At 51.2% G+C, this 25,033-nt stretch carries 16 protein-coding genes; 11 read left to right on the top strand and 5 right to left on the bottom strand.

Annotated elements, in window-relative coordinates:
• Positions 1-64: 64 nt before the first annotated feature.
• The 5 genes from JWJ90_RS19455 to JWJ90_RS23990 form a co-directional block, all read right to left on the bottom strand.
• Positions 65-1,147, bottom strand: a complete 1,083-nt coding sequence (locus tag JWJ90_RS19455; protein ID WP_205228890.1) for an ATP-binding protein — start codon at positions 1,145-1,147, stop codon at positions 65-67.
• A gap of 136 nt (positions 1,148-1,283) precedes the next feature.
• Positions 1,284-3,392, bottom strand: coding sequence for a putative bifunctional diguanylate cyclase/phosphodiesterase (locus JWJ90_RS19450; RefSeq protein ID WP_205228889.1), 2,109 nt, complete (start codon positions 3,390-3,392; stop codon positions 1,284-1,286).
• Between the two features lie 328 nt (positions 3,393-3,720).
• A complete protein-coding gene (locus JWJ90_RS19445) occupies positions 3,721-4,071 on the bottom strand; it encodes a hypothetical protein (protein WP_205228888.1) in 351 nt (116 codons plus the stop codon).
• A 668-nt stretch (positions 4,072-4,739) separates the two neighbouring features.
• Positions 4,740-4,940 carry a cold-shock protein gene (locus JWJ90_RS19440; RefSeq protein ID WP_205228887.1) on the bottom strand — a complete coding sequence of 67 codons (201 nt, stop codon included), beginning with the start codon at positions 4,938-4,940 and terminating at the stop codon, positions 4,740-4,742.
• A 198-nt stretch (positions 4,941-5,138) separates the two neighbouring features.
• The gene (locus tag JWJ90_RS23990) at positions 5,139-5,435 is read right to left on the bottom strand and encodes a DUF4070 domain-containing protein (protein WP_420828927.1); all 297 of its coding nucleotides are present in this window, start codon (positions 5,433-5,435) and stop codon (positions 5,139-5,141) included.
• A 357-nt stretch (positions 5,436-5,792) separates the two neighbouring features.
• Between JWJ90_RS23990 and JWJ90_RS19430 the strand changes: the two genes are divergently transcribed.
• The 11 genes from JWJ90_RS19430 (at position 5,793) to glgP (ending at position 24,851) form a co-directional block, all read left to right on the top strand.
• A complete protein-coding gene (locus JWJ90_RS19430) occupies positions 5,793-7,523 on the top strand; it encodes a PAS domain-containing sensor histidine kinase (protein WP_205228886.1) in 1,731 nt (576 codons plus the stop codon).
• Positions 7,520-9,226 (top strand): sigma-54 dependent transcriptional regulator, encoded by a 1,707-nt coding sequence (locus JWJ90_RS19425; protein WP_205228885.1) that lies wholly within the window; start codon positions 7,520-7,522, stop codon positions 9,224-9,226. Before JWJ90_RS19430 ends, JWJ90_RS19425 begins: the two co-directional genes overlap by 4 nt.
• A 254-nt stretch (positions 9,227-9,480) precedes the next feature.
• Positions 9,481-10,491: an SPFH domain-containing protein gene (locus JWJ90_RS19420; RefSeq protein ID WP_240195055.1), complete on the top strand. Its 1,011-nt coding sequence runs from the start codon at positions 9,481-9,483 to the stop codon at positions 10,489-10,491.
• 75 nt (positions 10,492-10,566) lie between these two features.
• Complete coding sequence (locus JWJ90_RS19415) at positions 10,567-10,872, top strand: SPFH domain-containing protein (RefSeq protein WP_205228884.1); 306 nt, start codon at positions 10,567-10,569, stop codon at positions 10,870-10,872.
• Positions 10,873-11,026: 154 nt separating this feature from the next.
• A complete protein-coding gene (locus JWJ90_RS23340) occupies positions 11,027-11,512 on the top strand; it encodes an SPFH domain-containing protein (protein WP_420828926.1) in 486 nt (161 codons plus the stop codon).
• A gap of 45 nt (positions 11,513-11,557) precedes the next feature.
• Positions 11,558-11,740, top strand: coding sequence for a hypothetical protein (locus tag JWJ90_RS23335; protein WP_240195054.1), 183 nt, complete (start codon positions 11,558-11,560; stop codon positions 11,738-11,740).
• 229 nt (positions 11,741-11,969) lie between these two features.
• Positions 11,970-12,242: a hypothetical protein gene (locus JWJ90_RS19405; protein WP_240195056.1), complete on the top strand. Its 273-nt coding sequence runs from the start codon at positions 11,970-11,972 to the stop codon at positions 12,240-12,242.
• A 457-nt stretch (positions 12,243-12,699) separates the two neighbouring features.
• Positions 12,700-12,984 (top strand): sll1863 family stress response protein, encoded by a 285-nt coding sequence (locus tag JWJ90_RS19400; protein ID WP_205228883.1) that lies wholly within the window; start codon positions 12,700-12,702, stop codon positions 12,982-12,984.
• A gap of 294 nt (positions 12,985-13,278) precedes the next feature.
• On the top strand, positions 13,279-22,068 hold the full coding sequence (locus JWJ90_RS19395; protein ID WP_205228882.1) for a glycoside hydrolase family 94 protein: 8,790 nt from the start codon (positions 13,279-13,281) through the stop codon (positions 22,066-22,068).
• Positions 22,061-22,279, top strand: a complete 219-nt coding sequence (locus tag JWJ90_RS19390) for a hypothetical protein (RefSeq protein ID WP_205228881.1) — start codon at positions 22,061-22,063, stop codon at positions 22,277-22,279. The genes JWJ90_RS19395 and JWJ90_RS19390 overlap by 8 nt, the downstream gene beginning before the upstream one ends.
• 52 nt (positions 22,280-22,331) lie before the next feature.
• Positions 22,332-24,851 (top strand): alpha-glucan family phosphorylase, encoded by a 2,520-nt coding sequence (gene glgP, locus JWJ90_RS19385; RefSeq protein ID WP_205228880.1) that lies wholly within the window; start codon positions 22,332-22,334, stop codon positions 24,849-24,851.
• Positions 24,852-25,033: the final 182 nt, after the last annotated feature.

Genomic DNA, 25,033 nt, shown 5'->3' with positions numbered 1-25,033 from the left:
CCATCAAAGGAGGAGGGGAGGCCCCAAAAAACCCTCTTACGTTGCAACACGTCAACGCCTTTGCTCAAATTCGAGCAAAGCTTACGCTGTCCTTTTCAAACTCGTCAATGACTTTCTGGTTCAAGGATGGGGGCACTTTAGGCAAAATATGCATGAATGTCTCCTCGGTGACCAGATAATTCTCTCTGTTGACCAACTCCTGTTCAAAGGCAAAATGAGCCACTTGGTGAAACAAATATTGAATATCAGCCGGTGTAAAGCCAGGAGTCATTTCGACAATCCGATCCACGCTCAGGTTATCGGTGTTTAATTTGGAGAGATAATATTCGAGAATAGTCGCTCTGCCTTCTCTGTCGAGTCCGCCTACCGGAATGATGCAGTCAAACCTTCCCGGACGCAACATGGCTGAATCCAGTTGCCGGATGTAATTAGTGGCACAGACAAGCAATATCTTGTTTTGTTGATTTTTAAGTAATGGAATTTGCTTGAGGAACTCATTGGTAATGGACTTGTCGATACGGTCAGCCAGATCACGGCTGCCGGCAATCTCTTCAAATTCATCGATAAAGAGAACGACCTCGTCAAGTTCTCGCGCCTTTTCCATCAATCCCCGAAGATTAGCGCCAATTTTTTCAACGCCGTTGACCATGAGCATGCTGGGGACGATCTCTATATACCACCAGGACAAAGCACCTGCGATGGCTTTGGCAAAATGGGTTTTTCCTGTACCGGGAGGGCCAAAGAAAATGATCGCTTTGGGAGAAACCACTCCATGTTTTCTGGAGAGTTCTTCTTCCATCAAGGGCAGGATGATTTTGCGTTGAACCAATTGCTTTGGGGGTTGCGAGTTGGCGATGGTGTCCCACATCTCCCTGTTTATAATCTGAGCCCCCATTTCATTGAGCATATTCTGCCGCTGGTGGATTTGATACTCTGCGGGAGCCTGATCCATATTTTCCAGGAAGTCGATGCACGCCGTCCTTACCCCCACGTCCCGACCAAGCTTTTCCGAGAGAAGCCATTTATGGTTCAACACCTTGGGCCAAAGCTCAATGGCAACGCTCGGCTCATATTCCACTCCACTGAGTTCAAAAAATCGCTGTACACATTCTTCCGGCAACAAGACTGCCGGTACATGCTCTTCCATACTCTACCTTCCGTTAACATTTTATTTAAATTTTTTTATCAAAGAGCAGTCTGCATCGACTATGTACCGGGATTCATCCTTCAAGTGAGCGGCGTTTCTCATTTTCCCGATGATGATGCCGCTGGGCCGCCATCTCTTAAACATGAAAAAAAGGTGTTGGGATGCCTTCTGAGAGCAATAAGGTGAAGGGGGCGGCAGCCATCGGTCTGCTAAACAGGTACCCTTGCCCTTCGTCACAATGTTTCACTTTGAGGAAAGCCCACTGCAAGTGATCTTCAACGCCTTCTGCCACCACTAATTTCTCAAAACCGACGGCCATAGCAATGACCGCACTGGCAAGGCTGCTGAGTCCGTTGTTACTCGTGGTTAAACCGATATCATGCACGAAGGCTGGTGCAATTTTAAGGACATCAATCGGCAACCTCGCCAGATAACTTAGATTAGAAAAGCCGGCGCCAAAATCATCCACCGCCACCTGAATCCCCATCTCCTTAAGCTTATCCAGACGTGCACTGCTGTTTTCAACATCACGCATCAACATGTTTTCGGTAATTTCCAGTTGCAAGCAACGTGGGGCAAGGCCGATTTCAGACAAGATCATCCGTACGTCCTGCAAAAAACCTTGTGCACAAAATTCCGATGCCGAAATGTTGACTGAAATCGCATTGAGCAAGAGCCCTACATCGTACCAACGTTTGGCCTGCAGGCACGCTTCCCGCAATACCCACCGGCCGAGCTGCACCATCATGCCACTGCTCTCTGCAACCGGGAGGAATCGACCGGGCAAGGTCAAGCCCCATTGCGGATGCTGCCAACGCAGCAGGGCCTCAACACCGGTAATTACGCTGGTTTCCAGGTTAACTATGGATTGGTAATGCAACACGAATTCCTGGCGGTGCAATGCCTGCCGCAACTGAGTTTCGAGAGTTTGGCGCTCAACCACGCGAGCATTCATTTCGCGCTTAAAATATTGATAATTGTTTCGCCCTTTTTCCTTGGCATTATACATGGCAGTGTCGGCATTTTGGATCAGTGTTTCCGCGTCCTGACCGTCTTCTGGGTACACACTAATGCCGATGCTGGTGCTCACATACAACTCTTGTTCGGCAATGAAATGTGGAGCAGCCATCGCGGAGAGAATTTTGTCGGCGATCAAGGCAGCATTTTCCACATATCTATCCTCCGTCACCAGAATCACAAATTCATCGCCCCCCTGCCGGCTCACCGTATCAGAGCCTCGAACGCAGGCGCACAAACGATCAGCAACGGATTGGAGCAACATATCACCGGCCGAATGGCCGAATGAATCGTTAATATGTTTAAAGCTATCCAAGTCTAAAAACAGAACCGCGAGTCGGGTTCCTTGGCGCTTTGTGCGCGAGATCGCTTGCTCAATGCGGTCATTCAACAGGATACGATTCGGCAAATTGGTTAAGAAATCGTGCTGCGCCAAATGGGCCATTTTCAAAGCCAGCGACTGAGCGACGGTAATATCGTGGAAAACGATCACAGCACCAGTCATTTTTCCATCCCAATCATGGATCGGGGCAACGGAATCTTCGATGGCAGCTTCATGACCATCGCGACAAATTAGAATTGTTCCTGTTGTCAAGGCCATCGTTTTGTTGTGACGCAACACCAAATCTATCGGGTTAGGTTTCGGTTCGCGTGTTGTGCCATCAAGAATGCGCATCACCGTGCCGACGGGGCGCCCACGTGCCGCTTCCCTTGACCAGCCGGTCAAGGTTTCGGCGGCAATATTGAGGTACTCAACATTACCCAACATATCGGTGCCGATAACCGCGTCGTTGATTGAATTGAGCGTTATTTCAGCCCGGGTTTTTTCCAGATAGTAGGTTTCTTCGAGAGACTTACGGCGGATAAGATTTTGTAAGTATTGTGGCACAAGGGGGGGAGCCAGATTGCCTTTCGATAAATACCCCTGGGCACCTTGTTGAATCGCTGTCGACGTTAAAGATTCTTGATCCGGCGCAGTAAGTATAACTATCGGTGCGTGCGGAGCGCTGGCGTACAGCCTTTCAAAGGTTGCAATCCCCTGGCTGTCGGACAAGGCTAAATCAGCAACTATCAGATCGATATCGCCAGCGAGCAATCGTTTAAGCCCCTCGGAGAGTTGCCTAACCCATTCGACGATGTATTCTCCACTCTCTGCGGCGCTTAATACCGCCTTCAACACTTTGGCGTCACCGGCATCACCTGTTATAATCAGCACACGATTGGTCATGACAGAGATACTCCTTGAAAGACTACAGGGATCTGATTAACGACTAATTCAGCTGCAGCCACTCATTCTCAAGAATGCTGCGCCTGCAATGCTTCTATTCTCCTTTTGAATTGATTCGGAAGTCCTTGCTTAGGAAACTTGCAATGCCATAACGAGCAGCCCTCTCTTACCCTTGTTAAAAAAAATACGGAGAAACTCCTGAAACCGAGGTTTTTTGGAGGAGAGGAGCCTTTACTATTGCAAGAACGGAGTATGCATCGCTTTGAATGCACTGGATCCCCATGACTCAACACAGGGGGGCACTCTCGTATAACTCGTATGAAAAAAATCAACGACTACCACTACCACGATTCATCATCATCCCACCTCCTTTCCCCATGCCGCCTCCCCTGGCCGGAGGTTCTTCGGGTAACGTGACGCCACGGATCGCAGCCCGATCTTGCATTCGTTGATGGTGTTCTTTGCGGAGCAATTCTCGTTCTTTAGCTGTTTTTGTCTCACGCATTTGCCTGTGATATTCGAGCCGCTCATCCTGGGTCATTAGCTGGCTCCCATAGAACGGTTGTTCCTGATTTCCCCTTATCTCTTGATTTGAGGCCTGAGCAGCTTCCCCTTCAAACCATGCGGGCAGGGATAAGGTGATTATCACGGAGAACAAGACAACGAGCTTACATTTCATGATGAATTCCTCTTGATTGATTTGTTGATGTATCTTATTTTCTGTCACTCCCGCGTTCAGCCATCTGTAAGTAAAGTGGCAAAACGCATTAAATCCTGATTGGTACCCTTCACCACAAGACCGTTGCCTATTGAATCCCCCTTGGTTTATGATAAATCATCATAAAAAAGAAAGTTTGCTGGAACAAAGAGGCGATGGCTGATACGGCGAGATGCTTATCTACGATCTTCTTATAGCAAGTTGGATACCTAGTACAAGGCGCCTTGTTCATTCTTGTATTTTTAGTTATTATAGATAATTATCGTGTCAATGTTACTCAGCTGAGAGGTAAATAGACAAGAGTATGTGTTGCTAGCAACACAAACGTTGCGTGAATATTCAGGTCAATAGTTACAGTTCAAGCCAACTCAAGGAAACTTGAGTTGATGCAAATAGACCAAGAGGCTTGATACAGAAGGGGCAGGCGGAGTTCATCCATTTGAGGTGAAAGATGAGCGCCGGTAAAAATGAACAAAAAAAAACCCGCATGAAACGGGTTTTTTGTGACACTCAATTTGATAGCCTCGTAATAAGTCAAAAAAGGTGCACTTTTTATCGTGTGTTCAGTAATTTGCGAAGCTCAAAACGTCGTTCTCGAGGCTTTCCACGAAAACGACAACTTCCGGGGCTCAGCACTTAACTACATTTTTTGCTGATGGGCCCTTGACGCCTTCTTCCACATCGAACTTTACGCGACCACCCTCCTGGAGTGATTTAAAGCCCTCTGCCTGGATAGCGGAATGATGCACAAAAACGTCCTTGCCCCCTTCCTGCTCGATAAATCCAAATCCCTTAGAATCATTAAACCATTTTACAATTCCTTCAGCCATTCCAATTGCTCCTTTTGTCGTTGTGTGATTACGCCACACATTAGGGTGGTTGCCCCACTTTGGGGCTTCCGATAAAATACTGAATAATCAGAAAGAACGCTCAGAACTCTGCCCCTGAAAACTGAGGCAGTGTCCTTTTCCTTGTCATGTTCTTCAGACACTCTCGGGCATCCCTTTCTTGCCACCTCTCTTCCCCTCTTATCCGTTCCGTATGATCTGCTCCGCCACCTTCCTGAAGTGGAATCCATAGATGGCATATGTTATGGCAAGAGGAAAAAGTCGCGGTTTTCTGAAAAGTGACCAGAAAAATAGTTTCCAGAAATACAATCTTTCCCGCCCCAACACGCCCAAGAAAAGGATCGCCTTAAACAATGCTCCAATATAGCCGGGCTGGAGGTGAAACTCCCCCACCTGCAACGGCCGATACGTCTGAAAGAGCCTCATCACGCGTTGATAGAGTGTTAGAGGAATTTGTATTCCTACAAGGACCGAAATAAAAAAACTGGACAGCGAATTTTTAAAAAAATTTCCTGAGGTGTAGGCCTATGCATTTATTTCACTTATATTGCTAAAAGCAAGATCAATGCCTTGTTGAAAGATGACTTGCATATTTCAAATTAACTTCTGTGTTTTTTTGTAATTATACCCAAAAATATCGTCGTCTTTCGATTATACCATCCGAAAAATAGCGTTGAATGTAACAGAAGTGTTTCGCGCACCATTGCGCAACATGTTATCCTCTAAGTATATGCATTCGGCAATTTGCTGCAAAGAAACGGCAGTCTGTCTTTTAAAGCCAGTCGCCCATACAAAAAATACCAATCGTAATGGATTGAGACTGAGAGTACAGATATGACTGAACACTCATCAGGCCAGGATCGATTTTACGAGTTGCGCCGACTTGCAGAGGATCGAAAAAAGGATCTTCCTTCCCAGAATATGAATGAGCTGGAAATTCAGCAAATTGTTCATGAATTGCAAGTGCATCAGATTGAACTGGAGATGCAAAACGAGGAACTCAGGGCGACTCAGGAGAAACTTGGTGAGTCGCTGGAAAAGTATACGGATCTTTTTGAATTTGCCCCGGTCGGCTACGTCACATTAACTCCAAAAGGGCGAATAGTGGAAGCCAATCTCACCATTGCCAGGAAGCTTGACACTGAGCGAAAGAGTTTAATCAACTCGGCCTTGGTATTGTTTGTCGTTGCCCACGATAGACCTGCCGTTTGGGCCCACCTTGACCAGGTTTTCAAGAGCCCCGAACGGCAGGTCTGCAATCTGAGAATGGAACAACGAAACGGCCCTGACCTGCATGTTCAGTGCAACAGTGTTCGTTGCCAATATGCGGACGGCAGATTACTTTGCCGGACTTCAATCACCGACATGTCGGACAAGAAGGTAGTCGAGAACGAACTGCGTGCATTACAGAGTAAACTGGAACATCGTGTTGCAACGCGCACGCTTGAACTCAGTGAAAGCGAAAGAAAATTCAGGAAGCTCTCCAAGGAATTCCAGACGCTACTCTATGCAATCAGTGACACCCTGATCCTCCTTTCCCCAGAAAAGAAAATACTCTGGATGAACAGTGACAAAACCTTGGAGCGGCAAAGGACATCTTCCAATGCGGCGGAGCAATACTGCTACAAGCTGTTGCATGAGCATGCCGTGCTCGCCAAAGAGTGCCCGATAACACAATGTTTCCATTCTGCAAAAAATGAAGTCGCAGTGACCACGTATAATGGCTCCGTGCTCGATATCAGGGCCTTCCCGATAGTGGAGGCGAAAACCGTCAGTAGTGTACTTCTGCTGGTGAGCGATATTACCGAGAAAATAGCCCTGCAGGCAGAGGCCATTCAGGCGGGGCATCTAGCTTCTCTGGGCGAATTAGCAGCTGGCGTGGCACATGAAATCAACAACCCCATTACTGGTATTATCAACTACGGCCAAATACTACTCAACGAATGCAGTCCTGAGAGCATGGAGCAAAACATTGGCTCGCGCATTGTCAAGGAAGGAGAGCGTGTCGGACGGATCGTCAAATCCCTGCTTTCCTTTGCGCAACAGGAGAGACGCCAAAAAAAAAGATGTACCAGCATTCCCGATGTTCTCGCCGAATCCATTGTTCTTACCCAAGCGCAAATCCGCAAAGAGGGCATCTCCCTCAAAATATGCTTGGATGATGACTTCCCCCCGATCGAAGCAAATTTTCATCAGATTCAGCAGGTTTTCATCAACATCATCAACAATGCGCGGTATGCCTTGAATGAAAAATATTTGGAACGACACGAAAACAAACGCCTTGAAATCACGGGTAAGGCCTTGACGATCCGTGATCGCCCTTGTGTGTGTATCATCTTTCACGACCAAGGAGTTGGCATTGCCGAGCATGAATTGCCTATGCTGACTAAGCCGTTTTTTTCAACCAAACCGTTCGGCAAAGGAACAGGATTAGGATTAAACATCACCCAAAAAATTATTTCGGATCATGACGGCCAACTCATCTTTGAAAGCGTCAAAGGGGATTTTACCAGGGTTATTGTTGTATTACCGGTTTATCAAACCAAAACAGAGGTCGGGGCATGAGCGCAAGAATTCTGATCATTGATGATGAGGAATCGATCAGATTTACCTTCGAACGATTCCTCAAGGCGGCTGGACATCTCGTCACGACAGTCGCAAGCTGTACCGAAGCCTTGACCGAACTGGAGGAATCGAGCTTTGATGTAGTTTTTGCCGATATCATTTTAGAGGATGGAACAGGAATCGAGGTTTTGCGGACGATCAAGAGCAGAGGCCTCAGCTGCCCGGTCATTATGATCACCGGTGATCCAGGTGTGGAAACTGCGTCCGAGGCCCTTCGCCTTGGTGCCTTTGATTATATTCCCAAACCAGTCAATCAGGAATCATTGCTGTATGCCACCAGAGTAGCATTGAAATTTAAGGATGTTCACGAAGAAAAAGAACGATACCGGGCCAATCTCGAGGCAATATTCAGGAGCGTTAACGATGCAATCATAACCGTTGACCAACAGTTGGCGGTGATTGCGCTCAATGAGGCTGCTATGCACCTCTGTGGGGCTAGGCAAGATGATATAGGTCAGCCTTTCAGCGACATTGCCAACCGATGTAAGGGCAGCTGCAGCGAAATTCTTGATCAGGCTTTGCGTTCAAGCACCCCAATTGAGGCCAGACGTATCGAATGCAAGCAGGGGGGCAAAGCAACACGGATAATCAGTCTGCAGACTTCGCCTCTCCTTGATCCGCAGGGGACAGCATCCGGAGTGGTCATGGTGGTTCATGACGAGACCCATGTGGTTTACCTTGAAAACACACTTAAAGAACACCAGCAGTTTCACCGCATTGTCGGCAAGAGCGAGCCAATGCAGCAGGTGTACTCCCTGATCAAAGCCTTGGCCAATGTACAAACCACGGTTCTCATCACAGGAGAAAGCGGAACGGGCAAAGAGTTGGTGGCCGAAGCCTTGCACTTTGCCGGCGACCGCAGCCAGAAACCGCTGGTTAAAGTGAACTGTTCGGCACTACCCGAACATCTGCTTGAGGCTGAGCTCTTCGGGCATGTAAAGGGAGCGTTCACCGGTGCCATCAGGGACAACGAAGGCCGTTTCGACAGGGCGGATGAAGGTACTATATTTTTCGATGAAATAGGTGAAGTCACACCCCCCATACAAATAAAACTGCTGCGCGTGCTTGAGGAAAATACCTTTGAGCGCGTTGGCAGTTCAACCTCCACCAAAGTGAACGTACGCTTGATCGCGGCAACCAATAGAAATCTCCAAGAGAAGGTCAGCCGGGGCGAGTTACGAGAAGATCTGTATTACCGGCTCAAGGTCGTTGAGATTCGTTTACCGCCGTTGCGAGAAAGGCTTGGAGATCTCCCTCTGCTGGTTGAACATTTTCGCCAAAAATTCAACCTAAAATTCAAGAAAAACATCGAAGCCATTTCCGCTGACGTTTTGAAGGTTTTCAATAAATACCGCTGGCCGGGCAATGTACGCGAACTGGAGCACACCATGGAACATGCCTTTGTCCTGTGTAACCAAAACATTATCGTGCTCGATCATTTGCCTCATGAATTTAGTCAGATACCAGGAGTGCGCCGTTCTCCCCATAGAACATCCGACATCGTTGCTCAGGAAACTCTTGATGCCTTAAAGAAAACCGCATGGAACAAAGCAAAAGCAGCCCGTTTATTGGGGATTGACCGGGTCACCCTCTACAGGAGGATTAAAAAATTCAATCTTACCGAAGATCCTCATCTGTTCTAATATCGTTGCACGCAACGCAATCTTTCCTTCCCACCTCTGCCATCTTCTCTCTGTCCCATCTCAATGCATTGATTTTCCGAAATAAATAAATATCCAAATCCAATCAATCTGTCGGCATGAAAATCGCTTGATAGTCCCTGCCAAACTTCATGTTTTTTGATTACAGGCCGTTATCGGACATCTTTACCCAAAGAAATTCCACTTGGGAAGACCAATCGTTTGATGGGTAATACCCTTCTTGAGGAGAGGAAACCATGACCGGCAATCAGCTGGATGCACTTATTGCTTCTGTAAACAAGTTTAAAGAGTTCTTTCGCCTGCCGGTGATGAATCGGGGGCTGGTCGTCGGAATGAATTTTATCGCTGTAGTTTTGGTCCTGGCCGTTGCTTGTTACAATTTGCTCTTTGTCTACATACAGCCGGATGAATTCGGCATCAAAGTCATCCGGATAGGAATGAATCGTGGTGTTCAGAAAGAGGTGTATCACGCAGGCTTGAGCTTTGTTCTCCCTTTTGGGCTTCAAGAAATGTATCGGCTCCCCAAGGGAATCCAGGTATTGGAATTGACCAATTCACTGGAAACGGCAGCTTTGGCTGCGCGCAAGGACCGGGCCGCACACATTCAGACATCGGATGGTTTCTTCGTGGATGTCGATGTTTCCATGCTTTATCACATCAAAGCCCCCTATCTGGTATTCACAACCATTGGCCCCGGATCCCTTTTTGAAGAGAACGGTATCATTCCCAAAGCTGAACCCGCCTTGAAAGAGACATTGGGCAAGCTAACTACGGAAGAATTTTACAACAGCCCCCTGCGTGTGCAAAAAGCGGAAGAGGCAAAAATGCAACTGAACAGTGAGTTGAATGAAAAGGGAATCCAGGTGGACCAGGTACTGGTTCGTTATTTCATCTACAGCCCGGAAATTCAGAAAAACATCGAGGAAAAGAAACTCCAGGATCAGATGGTCTTCACCAATCAGTCGGCGGGACGGGCAGCCAAGGAAGAGGCCGGGTTAAAAAAAATCATTCAGGAAGGCATGGTTATCACCGCTGTTGAATTCGAAAACGGCAAAGCCTATGTCACTCGTAAGATTGCCGAAAAGGACCTCTATGCGCGCAGCATCAAAGCGACCGCAGACCTGCAGGTCAAACTCGCAGAGGCAGAGAAGGTTCGATTGAAAAACGAAGCCTTGCAAGGGATAGGTTCCGAGCGCATGGTCGCTCTTAAGATGGCAGATGTGTACAGGGGGCATCCTGCCCAGTGATGGCCCGTACGGAGTCAATCCCCTGAATCTGGAGAATACGCTCCAACTGTTCGACCTTCACAAGGGAGGCACCCCATGAAACGATTGCTCTGTTTGCTGGTCTTGATGCTGGCCGTCTCCACATGTACAGGTTGCACCCCCCATACAACCGGCCTGACAGAAGTTGGGGTCAGGACCCGCAAGGTGGCCTTCTGGGGGCCGAAAGGTGTTGAAGATCGCATCTACCCGCCAGGTGGCACCTACTTTTTTCTGCCGTTTATCAACGACTGGTATGTTTTCGACACCAAGCTGCAAAACCTGGAAATGACTTTTTCGAAATCAAGAGGAGATCGAAAAACCAGAGATGATTTGCTGTTTAAAACTATTGGGTGTCTTGAATAATTAGATTTTTCAATCAAGGTCAAGGCATGTGAAAAATTTTACCGCAGGCATATGCCTGATATTCCGAGGATAAAATTTTGAGCATAACGCAGAGATTGGCAGAAAAAGCAATTATTCAAGATTCCCCATTGATGGCAACGATATCAGTCTCGATGTGATCATTGCCTATCGTATTGATGCGGTCAAGGCTCCCTATATTCTCCAGTATGTGGCTCGAAATGATGAACGTTTACGTGGTGCTATCGTGCGGACTGTTGCGCGCAGCAAACCTCGTGACATTTTTGGCGAATTGAAAACCGAGGCTTTTTATGTGGCGGACGCTCGGGAGACCCAGTCCGAAAAGGTCCGGAAGGCGTTGCAGGAGATTTTAGGGCCCATGGGTATCATTATTGAGAAGGTGTTGACCAACGATTATCGCTTCAATGCCGAATATACCAAGGCTATTGAGGATAAAAAAGTTGCCGATCAGCAGGTGGAGAAAAACAAGTCAGCGCAGCATGCCGCAACAGAGGAATACAAACGTAAATTGGAAGAAGCCAAAGGAGAGGTCAATAAGATGGTGGCCGATGCTGACGGCGGATATCTTAAGGCCAAGATTGATGCCGATGTCTACCTGGAACAGCAAAAACTTTTGGCCTAGGCCATTCATGCCGAAGGCGTTGCCGAAGCCAACGGTATTCAGGAGATGAATAATGCCCTGGCCGGTTCGGGAGGCGAAGCCATTGTTAAATTTCGTATCGCCGAGGCTATGCAGGACAAACGTATTATCCTCTTGCCGGTCTCTGAAGGCGGAATGAATCTCAAAACCACCGACATCAATCGTTTGATCGAAACCCTCGGCGTGCAATCGCTCTCCCAGGACAAATGAGGGAGGAACAGCCACCTTGCAGGATAGGTCGTTGCGATTGAGATGTTAAAAAAGGGAAAATAGCATGCCGCAAGATTTGAACCATAAGCAGGCCGACTCATTGACCGACAAGTTTCGCAACTTGCTCAACCGCGGGGCTCCGCAGAGCAAGGGAGAGGACCTGTCACCCAAAGGCCCGTTCAACCTCTGGCGCTTTATCCTCAAAAAGATGGGACCCGGGATGGGGGCCATGTCTTTTGGCAAAAGCAAAGCCAAAATTTTTGCCGAGAGTGAGATCAAGGTCAGTTTTAGGGATGTGGCCGGCATCGAAGAAGCCAAGGAAGAACTTGAGGAAGTGATTGAATTTTTAAGCACTCCGGAGAAAGCGCAAAAACTGGGAGGAAGGTCATTAATGAAGCTGCCTTGCTGGCTGCCAGAAATGATAAACAAGCCGTGGAACCGACGGATTTTGACGAGGCCATCGGCTGGGTGGTTGCGGGATTGCAAAAAAAGAACCGGGTAATGAATGCTCAGGAAAAAGAGATTGTTGCCATACATGAATCCGGGCAAAGCACCTGTCCAAAAAAAACAAATCACAGCGGACCGAAGCGTGATTTCCATCCTCCCGGCAACAAACCATGAAACGTTGCTTCTGGTTCGATAAATCATGAGCAACGTTTTCGTTGCGGGCAACACTTTATCTCCTGCAGTTTAAGGTGAAAAACTGCACCGTTATCATGTTTAACTATATATAATTAAAAAATAAATATTGTAATATCTGGACGGTCAGCCCTGCTGGCGCGAATCTTGATTAAGAAAGAGTCGATTATCCCAAAATCGTTGTCCGACCGGTACACCTCCGCAATAAGTGAAAGCCGAAACACCGGACAGGGCAGGGGCAATCTCATTAAAAAGACAAATGAACCACACAAAAAAATTCTAAGACAAGCGCCATGAATCATGCACCCAGGGGAGAAAATATGAGCACGAAAGCAGCTTACAAAGAGAAAATTCAGGCAGAATTCGACCTTGCCCAGAAACAACTTGCTGAATTCAAGGCAGAGCCGATCACTCTGACTGTCGATGAAAGGGTTCTGCATATGAATCGAATTAAGGAGCTTGAGCTGAAGGTTGAAGCTGCCAGGGAGCATCTCAAGCAACTGGATGAGGCGCATGAGGATGTTTGGCACGAGATTAAAGAGGGGGTAGAGAATGCCTGGGTTGAACTGCAAGACGAGATTCAAAAAGCGATTACCAAGAGCTAAAGAGTAATACTCGCGGTAGGAAATATTGTGCAGCCCATACCCTGCAACGGATCAATAAGTATGAGTTTCACCTTGGATGCGGTCGATTATCTCATAAAACCTCTCCGACAAAAGACGCTAATCAATAGTGTTAATAACGCCTTGATGCACATTTTAAATGTGCGCCATTTTTCGTCATAAATTCTTTTAATATTGAAAAATTCTAATAGTGGACTGAGCATGCAATGAAACGACGCTGATGCCGTCTTTTATTTGAGTGGGCCGGAAAGCTGGTTGGACCAAGGAGATCCCTGTATGAACATCCGCATTACGGCTATTCGTCATCTTATGCGTTCATTGCGAGCACACCTCGGTAAAAAATCGCCGCAGACGTCCTATGCCACCGACGAGCCCCCCTTGCGATCAGGATTGTTCAGCGCCGAGCAGATGGAGCATCATGGCAAGGCATTGGCAATGTCCCACACCTTGCAGCACGGTCGTCCTCAGGATCGCCTTCTCAAGCGGTTGGCTGAAAACGAAGGTGTTTTGCTGGGAGTGCGCGTCCTTCTGACGGAGGCGGTGAAAGCAAACCGGCGAATAGCTCCAGCAGGGGAATGGCTGCTCGATAACTTCTATCTGATCGAGGAACAGATGCAAACGGCGAAACGGCACCTGCCCACAGGGTATAGCCGCGAACTGCCGCGCCTGCAAAATGGTCAATCCGCCGGACTCCCTCGTGTCTACGACATTGCCCTGGAAACGATTGCCCACGGTGATGGATTGGTCGATCCGGAAAGTCTCTGCAGTTTCGTGAGGGCCTATCAGACCGTCACCATCCTCACCTTTGGCGAACTCTGGGCAATTCCCATCATGCTTCGTTTGGCATTGGTCGAAAATCTTCGGCGGGTTGCCGCCCGGGTGGCCACCGACAGAATCCATCGCAACCTTGCCAACACCTGGGCCGACCAGATGATCGAGGTCGCGGAGAAGGATCCCAAAAGCCTGATTCTGGTCATCGCGGATATGGCGCGGTCAAAGCCTAACCTGGTCAGTGCCTTTGTTGCCGAATGTGCGCGCCGCCTCCAGGGGCAAAGCCTGGATCTGGCCCTGCCGCTCACCTGGATTGAACAGCGCCTGTCCGAGTCCGGCCAGACAATTGAGCAACTGGTGCGGGCGGAAAACCAACAACAGGCCGCTGATCGGGTTTCCATAAGCAATACCATCAATAGTCTTCGATTTTTGGGAGCAATGGATTGGCGTGTTTTTGTCGAAACCATGAGCATCGTCGAGCAGACCCTGCGCCAGGATCCCGGCGACGTCTACGCCAAAATGGATTTTGCCACACGCGATCGTTACCGCCATGAGGTGGAATCAATTGCCAAAAAATGTACCTGCTCGGAAAACGAGGTGGCGCTTCAAGCCATCCGTCTCGCCTGTGAAACCGTCTCCTTTCATGATGGCAACGACCCCGGAGCCCATGTCGGCTTTTATTTGGTCGACAAGGGAAGAATGAAACTCGAGCAACAGGTTGGAGTTCGACAATCCGCGGCGGAGACGTTGGCTGCAATCGGCCGCCGTTTCCCTTTGCCCCTGTATAGCGGCGGCATCCTGCTGCTGACGGCATTCTTGGCCTGGATCTTGGTGGCCAAGGTCCAGCACTTAGGCATGCACAGTTGGATGCTTGGTTTATTTCTCCTGCTTTTCGTGCTGGCCGGCAGCCATCTGGCCGTTGCCCTGGCAAACTGGCTGGTCACGTTACTGGTTACGCCCCGTCCGCTCCCTCGCATGGACTTTTCCCAGGGAATCCCACAGGAATTGCGTACCCTGGTGGTGGTGCCAACAATGCTCACCAGCGAAGACAGTCTCGAGGCGTTGATCGAAGCCCTGGAAGTACGTTTCCTGGCCAATCAAGACCAACATCTTCATTATGGCCTGTTGACTGATTTTCGTGACGCCCTTGAGGAAACCCTGCCGGAAGACGAACCACTCTTGCGAATGGCTCGACACGGCATCGAAAGATTGAACACCAAGTACCCTAATCCGAATGAGGATACCTTTTTTCTCTTTCATCGCCCCCGCCGCTGGAATGCGCAAGAACGGATTTGGATGGGGTATGAACGCAAACGCGGCAAGCTTGCCGACCTGAACTGGTTGCTGCGCGCCGGGCCCAATGTCGACACAACAGGACGCTTTTCGCTCATTGTCGGTGTAATAGACGTTCTTTCCACGGTTAAATACGTCATTACCCTGGACACGGACACGCAACTGGCTCGCGATTCGGCCCAGCAGTTTATTGGTGCCTTGGCGCACCCCCTCAATCGAGCCTGTTATGATCCTGACAAACAGCGGGTCGTTTCCGGCTACGGCATCCTCCAACCCCGGGTGGCGGTAAGTATGTCCGGCTCCAACCGCTCCTTGTATGCACGCCTGTGCGGCAGTGACTCCGGTATAGATCCTTATACACGCGCTGTTTCCGATGTGTATCAGGACCTGTTCGGGGAAGGTTCGTTCATCGGCAAGGGTATTTATGAGGTCGATGTCTTTGAACGAGCGCTGGATGGGCGATTTCCCGATAACCGCATCCTCAGCCACGATCTCCTTGAGGGGTGTTATGCCCGGTCCGGCCTTTTGAGCGATGTCCAACTCTACGAGGAGTACCCGTCGCGTTACAGCGAGGATGTCAGTCGGCGGCACCGGTGGATTCGAGGCGATTGGCAGGTTGCGCAGTGGGTGACACCTGTCGTTCCCAGCCTTTCCGGGAAAATGCGTAGAAACCCTCTCTCCATGCTGTCCCGCTGGAAAATCGGCGATAATCTGCGGCGCAGTCTTGTCCCTGCGGCCCTGACCCTCCTGTTGCTGCTGGGGTGGACGGTGTTGCCTGTAGCCTGGTTCTGGACCGTGACGGTGGTGGGCATTATCCTGATCCCCTCGTTGATCGCATCAACCTGGCATGTGATGCTCAAGCCCGCGGACGTTTCCCTGCGACAGCACCTCGATGCCGCGGCACGTTCGACCGGCCTGGGCCTGATGCAAGGTCTTTTCACTCTTATCTGCCTCCCCTTTGAGGCGTTTTTCAGCCTGAATGCGATTGTGCGCACACTCTGGCGCTTGCTGATCTCCCATCATGGTTTGCTCGAATGGAACCCCTCGAGCGGATCAGCATGCTCCTGTCCGACCACCCTCGCCGACTCGTGCCGAACCATGTGGATCGCGCCGGTTTTGGCAGCGGCGGCGGTAATGGTGCTGGCCTTCCTGAGACCTTCCTCTTTGTGGTCGGCGACGCCCATCCTGATCCTCTGGCTCTCTTCCCCAGCGGTGGCTTGGTGGACCGGTCGACCGCCTGCTCCCCGGCAAGCACGGCTCTTCCCCGAACAGACCGCCTTTCTCAGGTCCATGGCCCGCAAGACTTGGGTGTTCTTCGAAACTCTTGTCGGACCGGAAGATCATTGGCTACCGCCTGATAACTTTCAGGAACATCCCATTGCTGTGGTGGCGCATCGCACTTCCCCCACCAACATGGGATTATCGCTGCTGGCCAATCTTTCGGCCTGCGATTTTGGCTATATTACCCCGGGAACATTGATCGAACGTACCACTAAGGCCCTCCATACCATGGAAAGCCTGGAAAGGTATCGGGGGCATTTTTATAACTGGTACGACACCCAATCGCTTACCCCCTTGCTGCCCCTGTATATTTCGTCGGTTGACAGCGGCAATCTTGCCGGTCATCTGCTGGTTCTGCGACAGGGATTGATTGGTCTTGCCGATGAAGTCATTCTGGGAAAACGCTTTTTCGAGGGCCTCGAGGATACCCTGAACATTGCCGTGGAAACGGCATCATCCCATCCTCCAACCGAGGCTCGGCTCGCAGTGCTGCAGCAACAACTTGCGGCCGCCATTCATGCCCAATTTACCGACCTTACAGTCCTTCGCCTGCGTCTTGTGCACTGGGCAGCTGAGGCAGAGGAAGTGTTGAATGGTGGGGGAAATCAGGGTGTCGATACCGAAAGTTCCCTGGCCGGTTGGATACATGCCTTTGCCCGCCAATGCCGGGAGGGACTCGACGAACTGTCATTGCTGGCACCGTGGTTGGAGCATACCTCCCTTCTTCATCACGGCCTTGAGACCCTGCCCGAGCTTGCCCGCATCCCCACCTTGCGCCAACTGGCGGCTTTGGCCGATCACATCCTGCCATCTTTTGAAAACAGCCGTGCGCAACGGGAAGCCCCTGATGAATCGGTCTGGATTGAGCCACTTCTCGTTGCCATCAAAGAGGCCAGTCGCCGCGCCAATGAACGCATCGCCACCCTTGAACGCCTGGCCATGCAGGTAAACAAGATGGCGCAAATGGAATACGGTTTCCTCTTCGACCCCTCGCGTCGCCTCCTGGTCATTGGTTACAACGCCAGCGACCATCGCCAGGATACAAGCTACTATGATCTATTAGCTTCCGAGGCGCGGTTTGCCAGTTTTGTTGCCATTGCCCAAGGGGCTCTACCACAGGAAACATGGTTTGCTTTAGGGCGCCTGTTGACCACCTCCGGATGCGGATCGGTGCTCCTCTCTTGGAGCGGATCGATGTTCGAATACCTGATGCCGCTTTTGGTGATGCCCACCTACGAAAACACGCTGCTTGATCAAACCTGTAGGGGCGCTGTTGCCAGCCAGATCGATTACGGACGAAAATCCGGGACACCGTGGGGGGTTTCGGAATGCGGTTACAATGCCATTGATGCCCAGCTTAACTATCAATATCGCGCTTTTGGTTTACCCGGCCTGGGACTCAAACGCGGTCTGGCCGAGGATTTGGTTGTTGCGCCCTATGCTACAGCGCTGGCGCTGATGGTCGATCCCCACAAAGCCTGCCGGAACCTCGAACGGATGGCTGAGGCAGGCTTTGTGGGACGATTCGGTTTCTACGAAGCGATCGACTATACGCCTTCCCGTCTCCCCCGTGGGGCCGAAAACGTGGTGATACGGTCTTTTATGGCCCACCATCAGGGGATGAGTTTGCTCTCGCTGGCGTACTTGCTGCTGGACCGGCCCATGCAAAAACGATTTGAGATGGAACCTTTGTTCCAGGCTACCCTGCTGCTGCTTCAGGAGCGGATCCCCAAGGCTACAACCCTCTTTAAACATTCGACTGAGCTTGCCACCTCCCTGGAAACTTCCACTGCGGTGGATACGCCAATGCGTGTTTTCAAAAGTCCGGATACGCCGAATCCGGAGGTGCAACTGCTCTCCAACGGCAGATACCATGTGATGGTGACCAACGCAGGCGGTGGCTATAGCCGCTGGCGGGACTTGGCAGTCACCCGTTGGCGAGAAGACAGCACCTGCGACAATTGGGGTTCTTTCTGCTACATCCGCGACGTTGACAGTGGCAGGTTCTGGTCAACAACCTATCAACCGGTGTTGCGTCAAGCGAACGATTTTGAGACGGTCTTCTCTGAAGAACGAGCTGAATTCCGTTGCCGTCACGATGAAATGGATGCCTACACCGAAGTGGTGGTTTCATCCGAGGATGATGTCGAGGTTCGCCGGGTCACCCTGACCAATCGTTCGCATCAACGCAAAACAATTGACGTCACCAGTTATGCCGAAGTCGTTCTGTCACCACCCGCAAGCGACGCGCTTCACCCTGCTTTCAGTAATCTCTTTGTCCAAACCGAAATTAACCACCAACAGCGGGCAATTCTGTGCACGCGGCGGCCTCGATCCATCAATGAACAGACGCCTTGGCTGTTTCACTTGATGGCCGTACATGGTGCCGAAGTTGGGGATATTTCTTATGAGACCGATCGGCTGCGTTTTATCGGTCGGGGTAACACCGTGGCTTCGCCCCAAGCAATGAGCGGTAACGCAGATTTTTTCACCGGGGCGCTTTCCGGAAGCGAAGGGTCGGTGCTTGATCCGATCGTCGCTATTCGGTACCGGATCATGATTCAGCCCGAGGAATCAGTAACGATCAATTTGGTTTCCGGCATCGGCGAAACCCGGGAAGACGCTTTGCACCTGGTGGAAAAACACCAGGATCGGCGACTGGCTGATCGTGTTTTTGATCTGGCCTGGACCCATGGCCAGGTCCTGCTTCGCCAGTTCAACGCCTCGGAGGTCGATGCCCAGCTTTATCGTCGTCTGGCCAGTTCCATCATCTATAGCAACCCCACTTTACGGGCCGAGCCGAGCATACTTATAAAAAATAGACGGGGGCAATCAGGCCTCTGGGGCTATGCCATCTCTGGTGATTTGCCGATTGTGCTGTTACAGATCGAGGATCCAGCCAACATCGAACTTGTCCGGCAACTGGTGCAGGCCCACGCCTATTGGCGTCTCAAAGGGCTTGCCGTCGACTTGATTATTTGGAACGAAGACCGTGCCGGCTATCGGCAGCTCCTCCATGACCAAATCATGGGCTTGATTGCCGCAAGTGTAGAATCCAACATCATTGATCGACCCGGCGGTATTTTTATACGGCCTGGCGACCAGATAGCGGAAGAGGACCGTGTCTTGATCCAAACCGTCGCTCGCGCCATTATCTCCGATAAACGAGGTTCGCTGGCGGAACAGATCAAAGGCCGCAATGTGATGGAAACGACCGTACCTGCCTTGATCCCGACCCGTACCCATCGCTCCGATCCCCTGCCTGTCGCGCCCACCCCCCGCCTCGACCTTGCGTTTTTCAACGGACTCGGTGGGTTTACCCCGGATGGCCGTGAATACGTCATTACCACTTCGACGGGGCAGCTGACGCCGGCACCATGGGTCAACGTGTTGGCCAATCCACAGTTCGGCACCGTTATTTCCGAAAGTGGTCTGGCCTACACCTGGGGTGAAAACGCGCACGAGTTCCGTCTGACGCCCTGGGCAAATGACCCGGTCTGCGACTCGACAGGAGAGGCACTGTACCTCCGCGATGAAGAACGCGGCCATTTCTGGTCGCCCACGCCTCTGCCCTGTCGCGGGGCAACCCCTTACGCCACCAGACACGGGTTTGGCTATAGCATTTTTGAACACACCGAGCGCGGTATCAACTCCGAACTGACCGTGTATGTGGCCCTGGACGCGGCGGTAAAATTTATGGTGCTCAAGGTGCGCAATGAGTCGGAACGGCACCGTCGGCTTTCGGCCACTGGCTATGTTGAGTGGGTGTTAGGCGATTTGCGACCAAAATCGGCCATGCATGTGGTGACGGAAGTCGATCCTGCTAGCGGCGCGCTCCTGGCGCGCAACCCTTACAATACAGAGTTTAGGAACCGGACGGCATTTTTTGCGGTCGATGACGCCAACCGCACCATGACCGGTGATCGGACGGAATTCCTTGGCCGCAACGGCTCCCTGCGAACCCCTGCCGCCATGACCCGAACCCGGCTTTCAGGCAGGGTTGGCGCCTCCCTCGATCCGTGTGGCGCAATTCAGGTCAGTTTTGAGCTTGCCGCAGGGCAAGAGCATGAAATCATTTTCAAGCTCGGCGTAGGCCAAAGCCCTGAGGAGGCCAATAATCTGGTGCATCGTTTTCGCGGCCCAATCGCGGCACGTACCGCTCTTGATCTCGTCTGGCAGCACTGGAAACACACCTTGGGGGCAGTGCAGGTGGAAACGCCGGATCAATCCGTCAATGTGCTCGTCAACGGTTGGCTGCTCTACCAAACCCTGGCCTGCCGGCTGTGGGCGAGGAGCGCAACCTATCAATCAGGCGGTGCTTTTGGTTTCAGGGATCAATTGCAGGATGTGATGGCGCTGATCCATGCCAGGCCAGATCTTGTGCGCGAACATCTGCTCTTGTGCGCGGCCCATCAATTCCCGGAAGGTGATGTGCAGCACTGGTGGCATCCGCCGCTGGATCGTGGGGTGCGTACCCATTGCTCTGACGATTACCTCTGGTTGCCGCTGGCCGTCTCCCTCTATGTCCATACCACTGGGGACACCGGTGTACTTGACGAAGCGATCCACTTTGTCCAGGGACGGCCGGTTAAGGCAGAGGAGGATTCGTATTACGATCTTCCCGGCACATCGGAAGAAACGGCAAGCCTCTACGAACACTGTGTCCGCGCCATTGTCCATGGCCTCACCTTTGGTGAACATGGTCTGCCGCTTATCGGTTCCGGTGACTGGAATGACGGTATGGATCTGGTGGGTGCGCAGGGTAAAGGGGAAAGCGTATGGTTGGGTTTTTTCCTCTATGAAGTATTGGAGCGGTTTTCCCCAATTGCCCAGACACGTGGCGATATGACGTTTTTCGAGCGTTTTCAAGAAGAGGCCAAGGTTTTGCGCCGCAATATCGAGCAACATGGCTGGGATGGCCAGTGGTACCGCCGTGCCTATTTTGACAACGGTACGCCGCTGGGATCATCAACCAATCCGGAATGTCAGATCGATTCAATTGCCCAAAGTTGGTCGGTCCTTTCCGGAGCTGGTGATCCCGAACGTTCACGATTGGCCATGGAATCGTTGAATGAGCGTCTTGTCCGTCGTCAGGACCGGTTGATACAACTCCTTGATCCGCCTTTCGACATCTCGGAGCTCCAGCCCGGCTACATCAAAGGGTATGTCCCCGGGGTACGTGAAAATGGTGGCCAGTATACCCATGCGGCCATATGGGCAACCATGGCCTTTGCCCGGCTGGGAGATAGCCAAAGGGCATGGGAGCTCTTTGACCTGATCAATCCTGTGCACCATGCACGCTCGCCGGAAGAGAGCGATATGTACAAGGTGGAACCATATGTTGTTGCCGCCGACGTCTATGCAGTATCCCCCCATGTCGGACGTGGAGGCTGGACTTGGTATACGGGATCGGCCGCCTGGATGTACCGCCTGCTTGTGGAATCTCTCCTCGGGCTCAAACTTGAGGTAGACGTTCTGCGTTTTACCCCCTGTATCCCTCTAGATTGGCGGGAATTCAACATGCACTATCGCTATCGTGAGACGCTCTACCATATCACGATTATTTATGCAGAAACCGTCACCGGAAAAATGGAGGTAACGGTGGATGGCCTTGAACAAATCGATAGAGCCATTCGCCTCATCGATGACCACCAGGAACATGCGGTCGAGGTGAGAATGCCTGCGCCACCTGTAAATAATGTCGCTAAAATAGATGAGTAAACAGAGCAAGGATGTTGTTGTGATCAAGGAGGCTGGTGAAGGAAAAATGAAAAGAATAGCGCTGTTGATACTCATTCTGATGACCATACTTGTCTTCCTGAACGGATGTTATCGGGGGCATACTTCCGGCCATGATAGCGGTGGCAACAGCCATGATTATGATGATCGACGTGACCGGGGTGGGGAGAAAGTGACGGATGAAAGAGGATAAGACCTGTGCAGTTTGGAAGAGTGTGAGCAGGCCAACAACTGGCGGCCCCCCTATGACAAATCTTCATTCTACGGGAATTGAGGGGTTTGACGCCCTGGCCGAGTTGGCCTTGGATATGCGGTGGTCGTGGGATCGTGCCACCGACGAGGTATGGCGGCAACTTGATCCTGAGCTTTGGGAAATCACCCATAACCCCTGGATTGTCCTGCAGACGGTTTCCCTCGACCGAATCGAACGCGTCTTGGTCGATCCCGTTTTTTGCAAAGACGTCGAGGTGCTGGTTCAGACCAGACGGCAAGAAATGGAAGCCCAAACATGGTTTCAACAACAGCATTCTCAGTCTCCCTTAACAAAGGTCGCCTATTTCAGCATGGAATTTATGCTTAACGAAGCCTTGCCCATTTACTCGGGTGGTCTGGGCAATGTTGCGGGTGATCAGTTGAAAGCCGCCAGCGATCTCGGTATCCCGGTGGTTGGCGTCGGACTTTTGTATCAACAAGGGTATTTTCGTCAGGTGATCGACAAGGATGGAAATCAACAGGCCCTTTTTCCCTACAACGATCCTGGCCAATTACCGATAGCACCTTTGCGCCAAGCGAACGGAGAGTGGTTACGGTTGGAGATTACCTTGCCCGGATATACCGTCTGGCTGCGCACATGGCAGGTCCAGGTCGGTCGGGTCAAGCTGTATCTGCTCGACAGTAATGATGCGGCGAACTTTCCAGTACATCGAGGAATAACCAGTGAATTGTATGGTGGCGGACCAGAGTTGCGCCTTAAGCAAGAAATGCTGCTCGGCATCGGCGGCTGGCGATTGCTGGCTACTCTCGGCATGCAACCGGAAGTCTGCCATCTCAATGAGGGGCATGCAGCCTTTGCCGTGTTGGAGCGCGCACGTTGTTTTATGCAAGAAACAGGACAGCCCTTCGAAGTCGCGCTTGCCGTCACCCGGGCAGGCAACCTGTTTACCACGCACACGGCAGTCGCTGCCGGCTTTGATCGTTTCGACCCGGCCCTGATCGAGCAGTACCTCAAGGTTTATGCCGAGCATGATTTGGGCATACCCTTGCAGGATTTACTGGCTTTGGGCCGCCGGAATCCGCATGACTTATCGGAAAGTTTCAATATGGCCTATCTGGCAATTCGGGGCAGTGGTGCGGTCAATGGCGTCAGTCGCTTGCATGGGGAAGTCAGCCGCCGCCTCTTCGAGCCACTTTTTCCCCGTTGGCCGACGACGGAGATCCCCATCGGCCACGTGACCAACGGGGTGCATATACCGACCTGGGATTCCGCTCCAGCCGACGACCTTTGGACCCAAGCTTGCGGGAAATGCCGCTGGCAGGGAACAATGGATACACTGGAACGGGACATCCGTAGTGTTACCGATACCGATCTTTGGCAATTTCGGCTCGCTGCCAGCAAATCGCTCGTGACCTACACTCGGAAGCGTTTAGCCCGACAACTTGCTGCAACTGGGGCCTCAATCGAGGTGGTCACGCAGGCAGGACATCTCCTTGACCCCAATGTATTGACCCTGGGGTTTGCCCGCCGTTTTGCCACGTACAAAAGACCGAACCTGCTGCTGCACGACCCTGCGAGATTACTGCGCCTGCTGACCAATCCCCAGCACCCGGTTCAGCTCATCATTGCCGGTAAAGCCCATCCCAAGGACCGGGAAGGGCAGGCCTTGATCAGCCAATGGATCCATTTTATCCGCCAGGCGGATATCCGGCCACACATCGTTTTTCTCGAGGACTACGATATGCTACTGACCGAACATCTGGTGCAGGGCGTGGATGTTTGGATCAATACTCCACGGCGGCCATGGGAAGCCTGCGGCACAAGCGGTATGAAGGTGTTGGTTAATGGCGGTATCAATCTTTCAGAATTGGACGGATGGTGGGCTGAAGCCTATGCTCCAGATCTAGGATGGGCGCTGGGAGATGGACAGGAGCATGGCGATGATGCGGATTGGGATGCGGTGGAGGCCGAGTCTCTCTACGATATTCTTGAACAAGAAGTGATTCCGGAATTTTATTGCCGTGACGAGAGCGGCATCCCCTTGGCATGGGTGGCGAGAATGCGAGAAAGCATGGCGCGGCTCACTCCATATTTTTCCGCCAACCGTGCAGTACGAGATTACACTGAGCAACATTATCTGCCGGCTGCTGCCGCCTATCAGTTACGCAGTGCCGATAAGAGCACGGTTGGTAAGCAACTGGTTGATTGGCAGAATAACATCCAACAAAAATGGGAAAAATTGCGTTTTGGAGAGGTGAAGGTGGAGACCATGGGCGAGCACCATCATTATGAAGTTCAGGTGTATCTCAACGATCTCGACCCGAATGCGGTTCGAATTGAGCTGTATGCAGAACCGAGAGAGGCCTCAACTCCAATCCGGCAAGTGATGCAACGAGAACGCCAATTGGTGGGAGCATCAGGTGGATATGCATACAGTGCGGACGTATCTGCGACCCGTCCTTCATCTGACTATACAGCGCGCTTGATCCCGAATTTCGACAGAGTTGCCGTCCCTCTGGAGATTGCTCATATCCTCTGGCAAAGGGGATAGCCCCATAGCCGTCAGGCTAAGGGGTACGCGTTCAAAATAAACACGAAAAAACAGGAAATTAGGCGCAAAAAAACTTTCAAAGCCCCCAGCCTCATAATGGCACTCCCTTTTGCCGAGAATGATTACTAATCACTTTCGGAAGTTGGCGGTGTAGTAACTTGGACTTTTAGGTAATATACTCG

It is taken from the genome of Desulfobulbus rhabdoformis (assembly GCF_016919065.1).
In the GTDB taxonomy this organism is placed as follows: Bacteria; Desulfobacterota; Desulfobulbia; order Desulfobulbales; family Desulfobulbaceae; genus Desulfobulbus; species Desulfobulbus rhabdoformis.
Note: the sequence above shows the minus strand (reverse complement) of the source record. Positions and strands in the feature narration are given on the sequence as shown.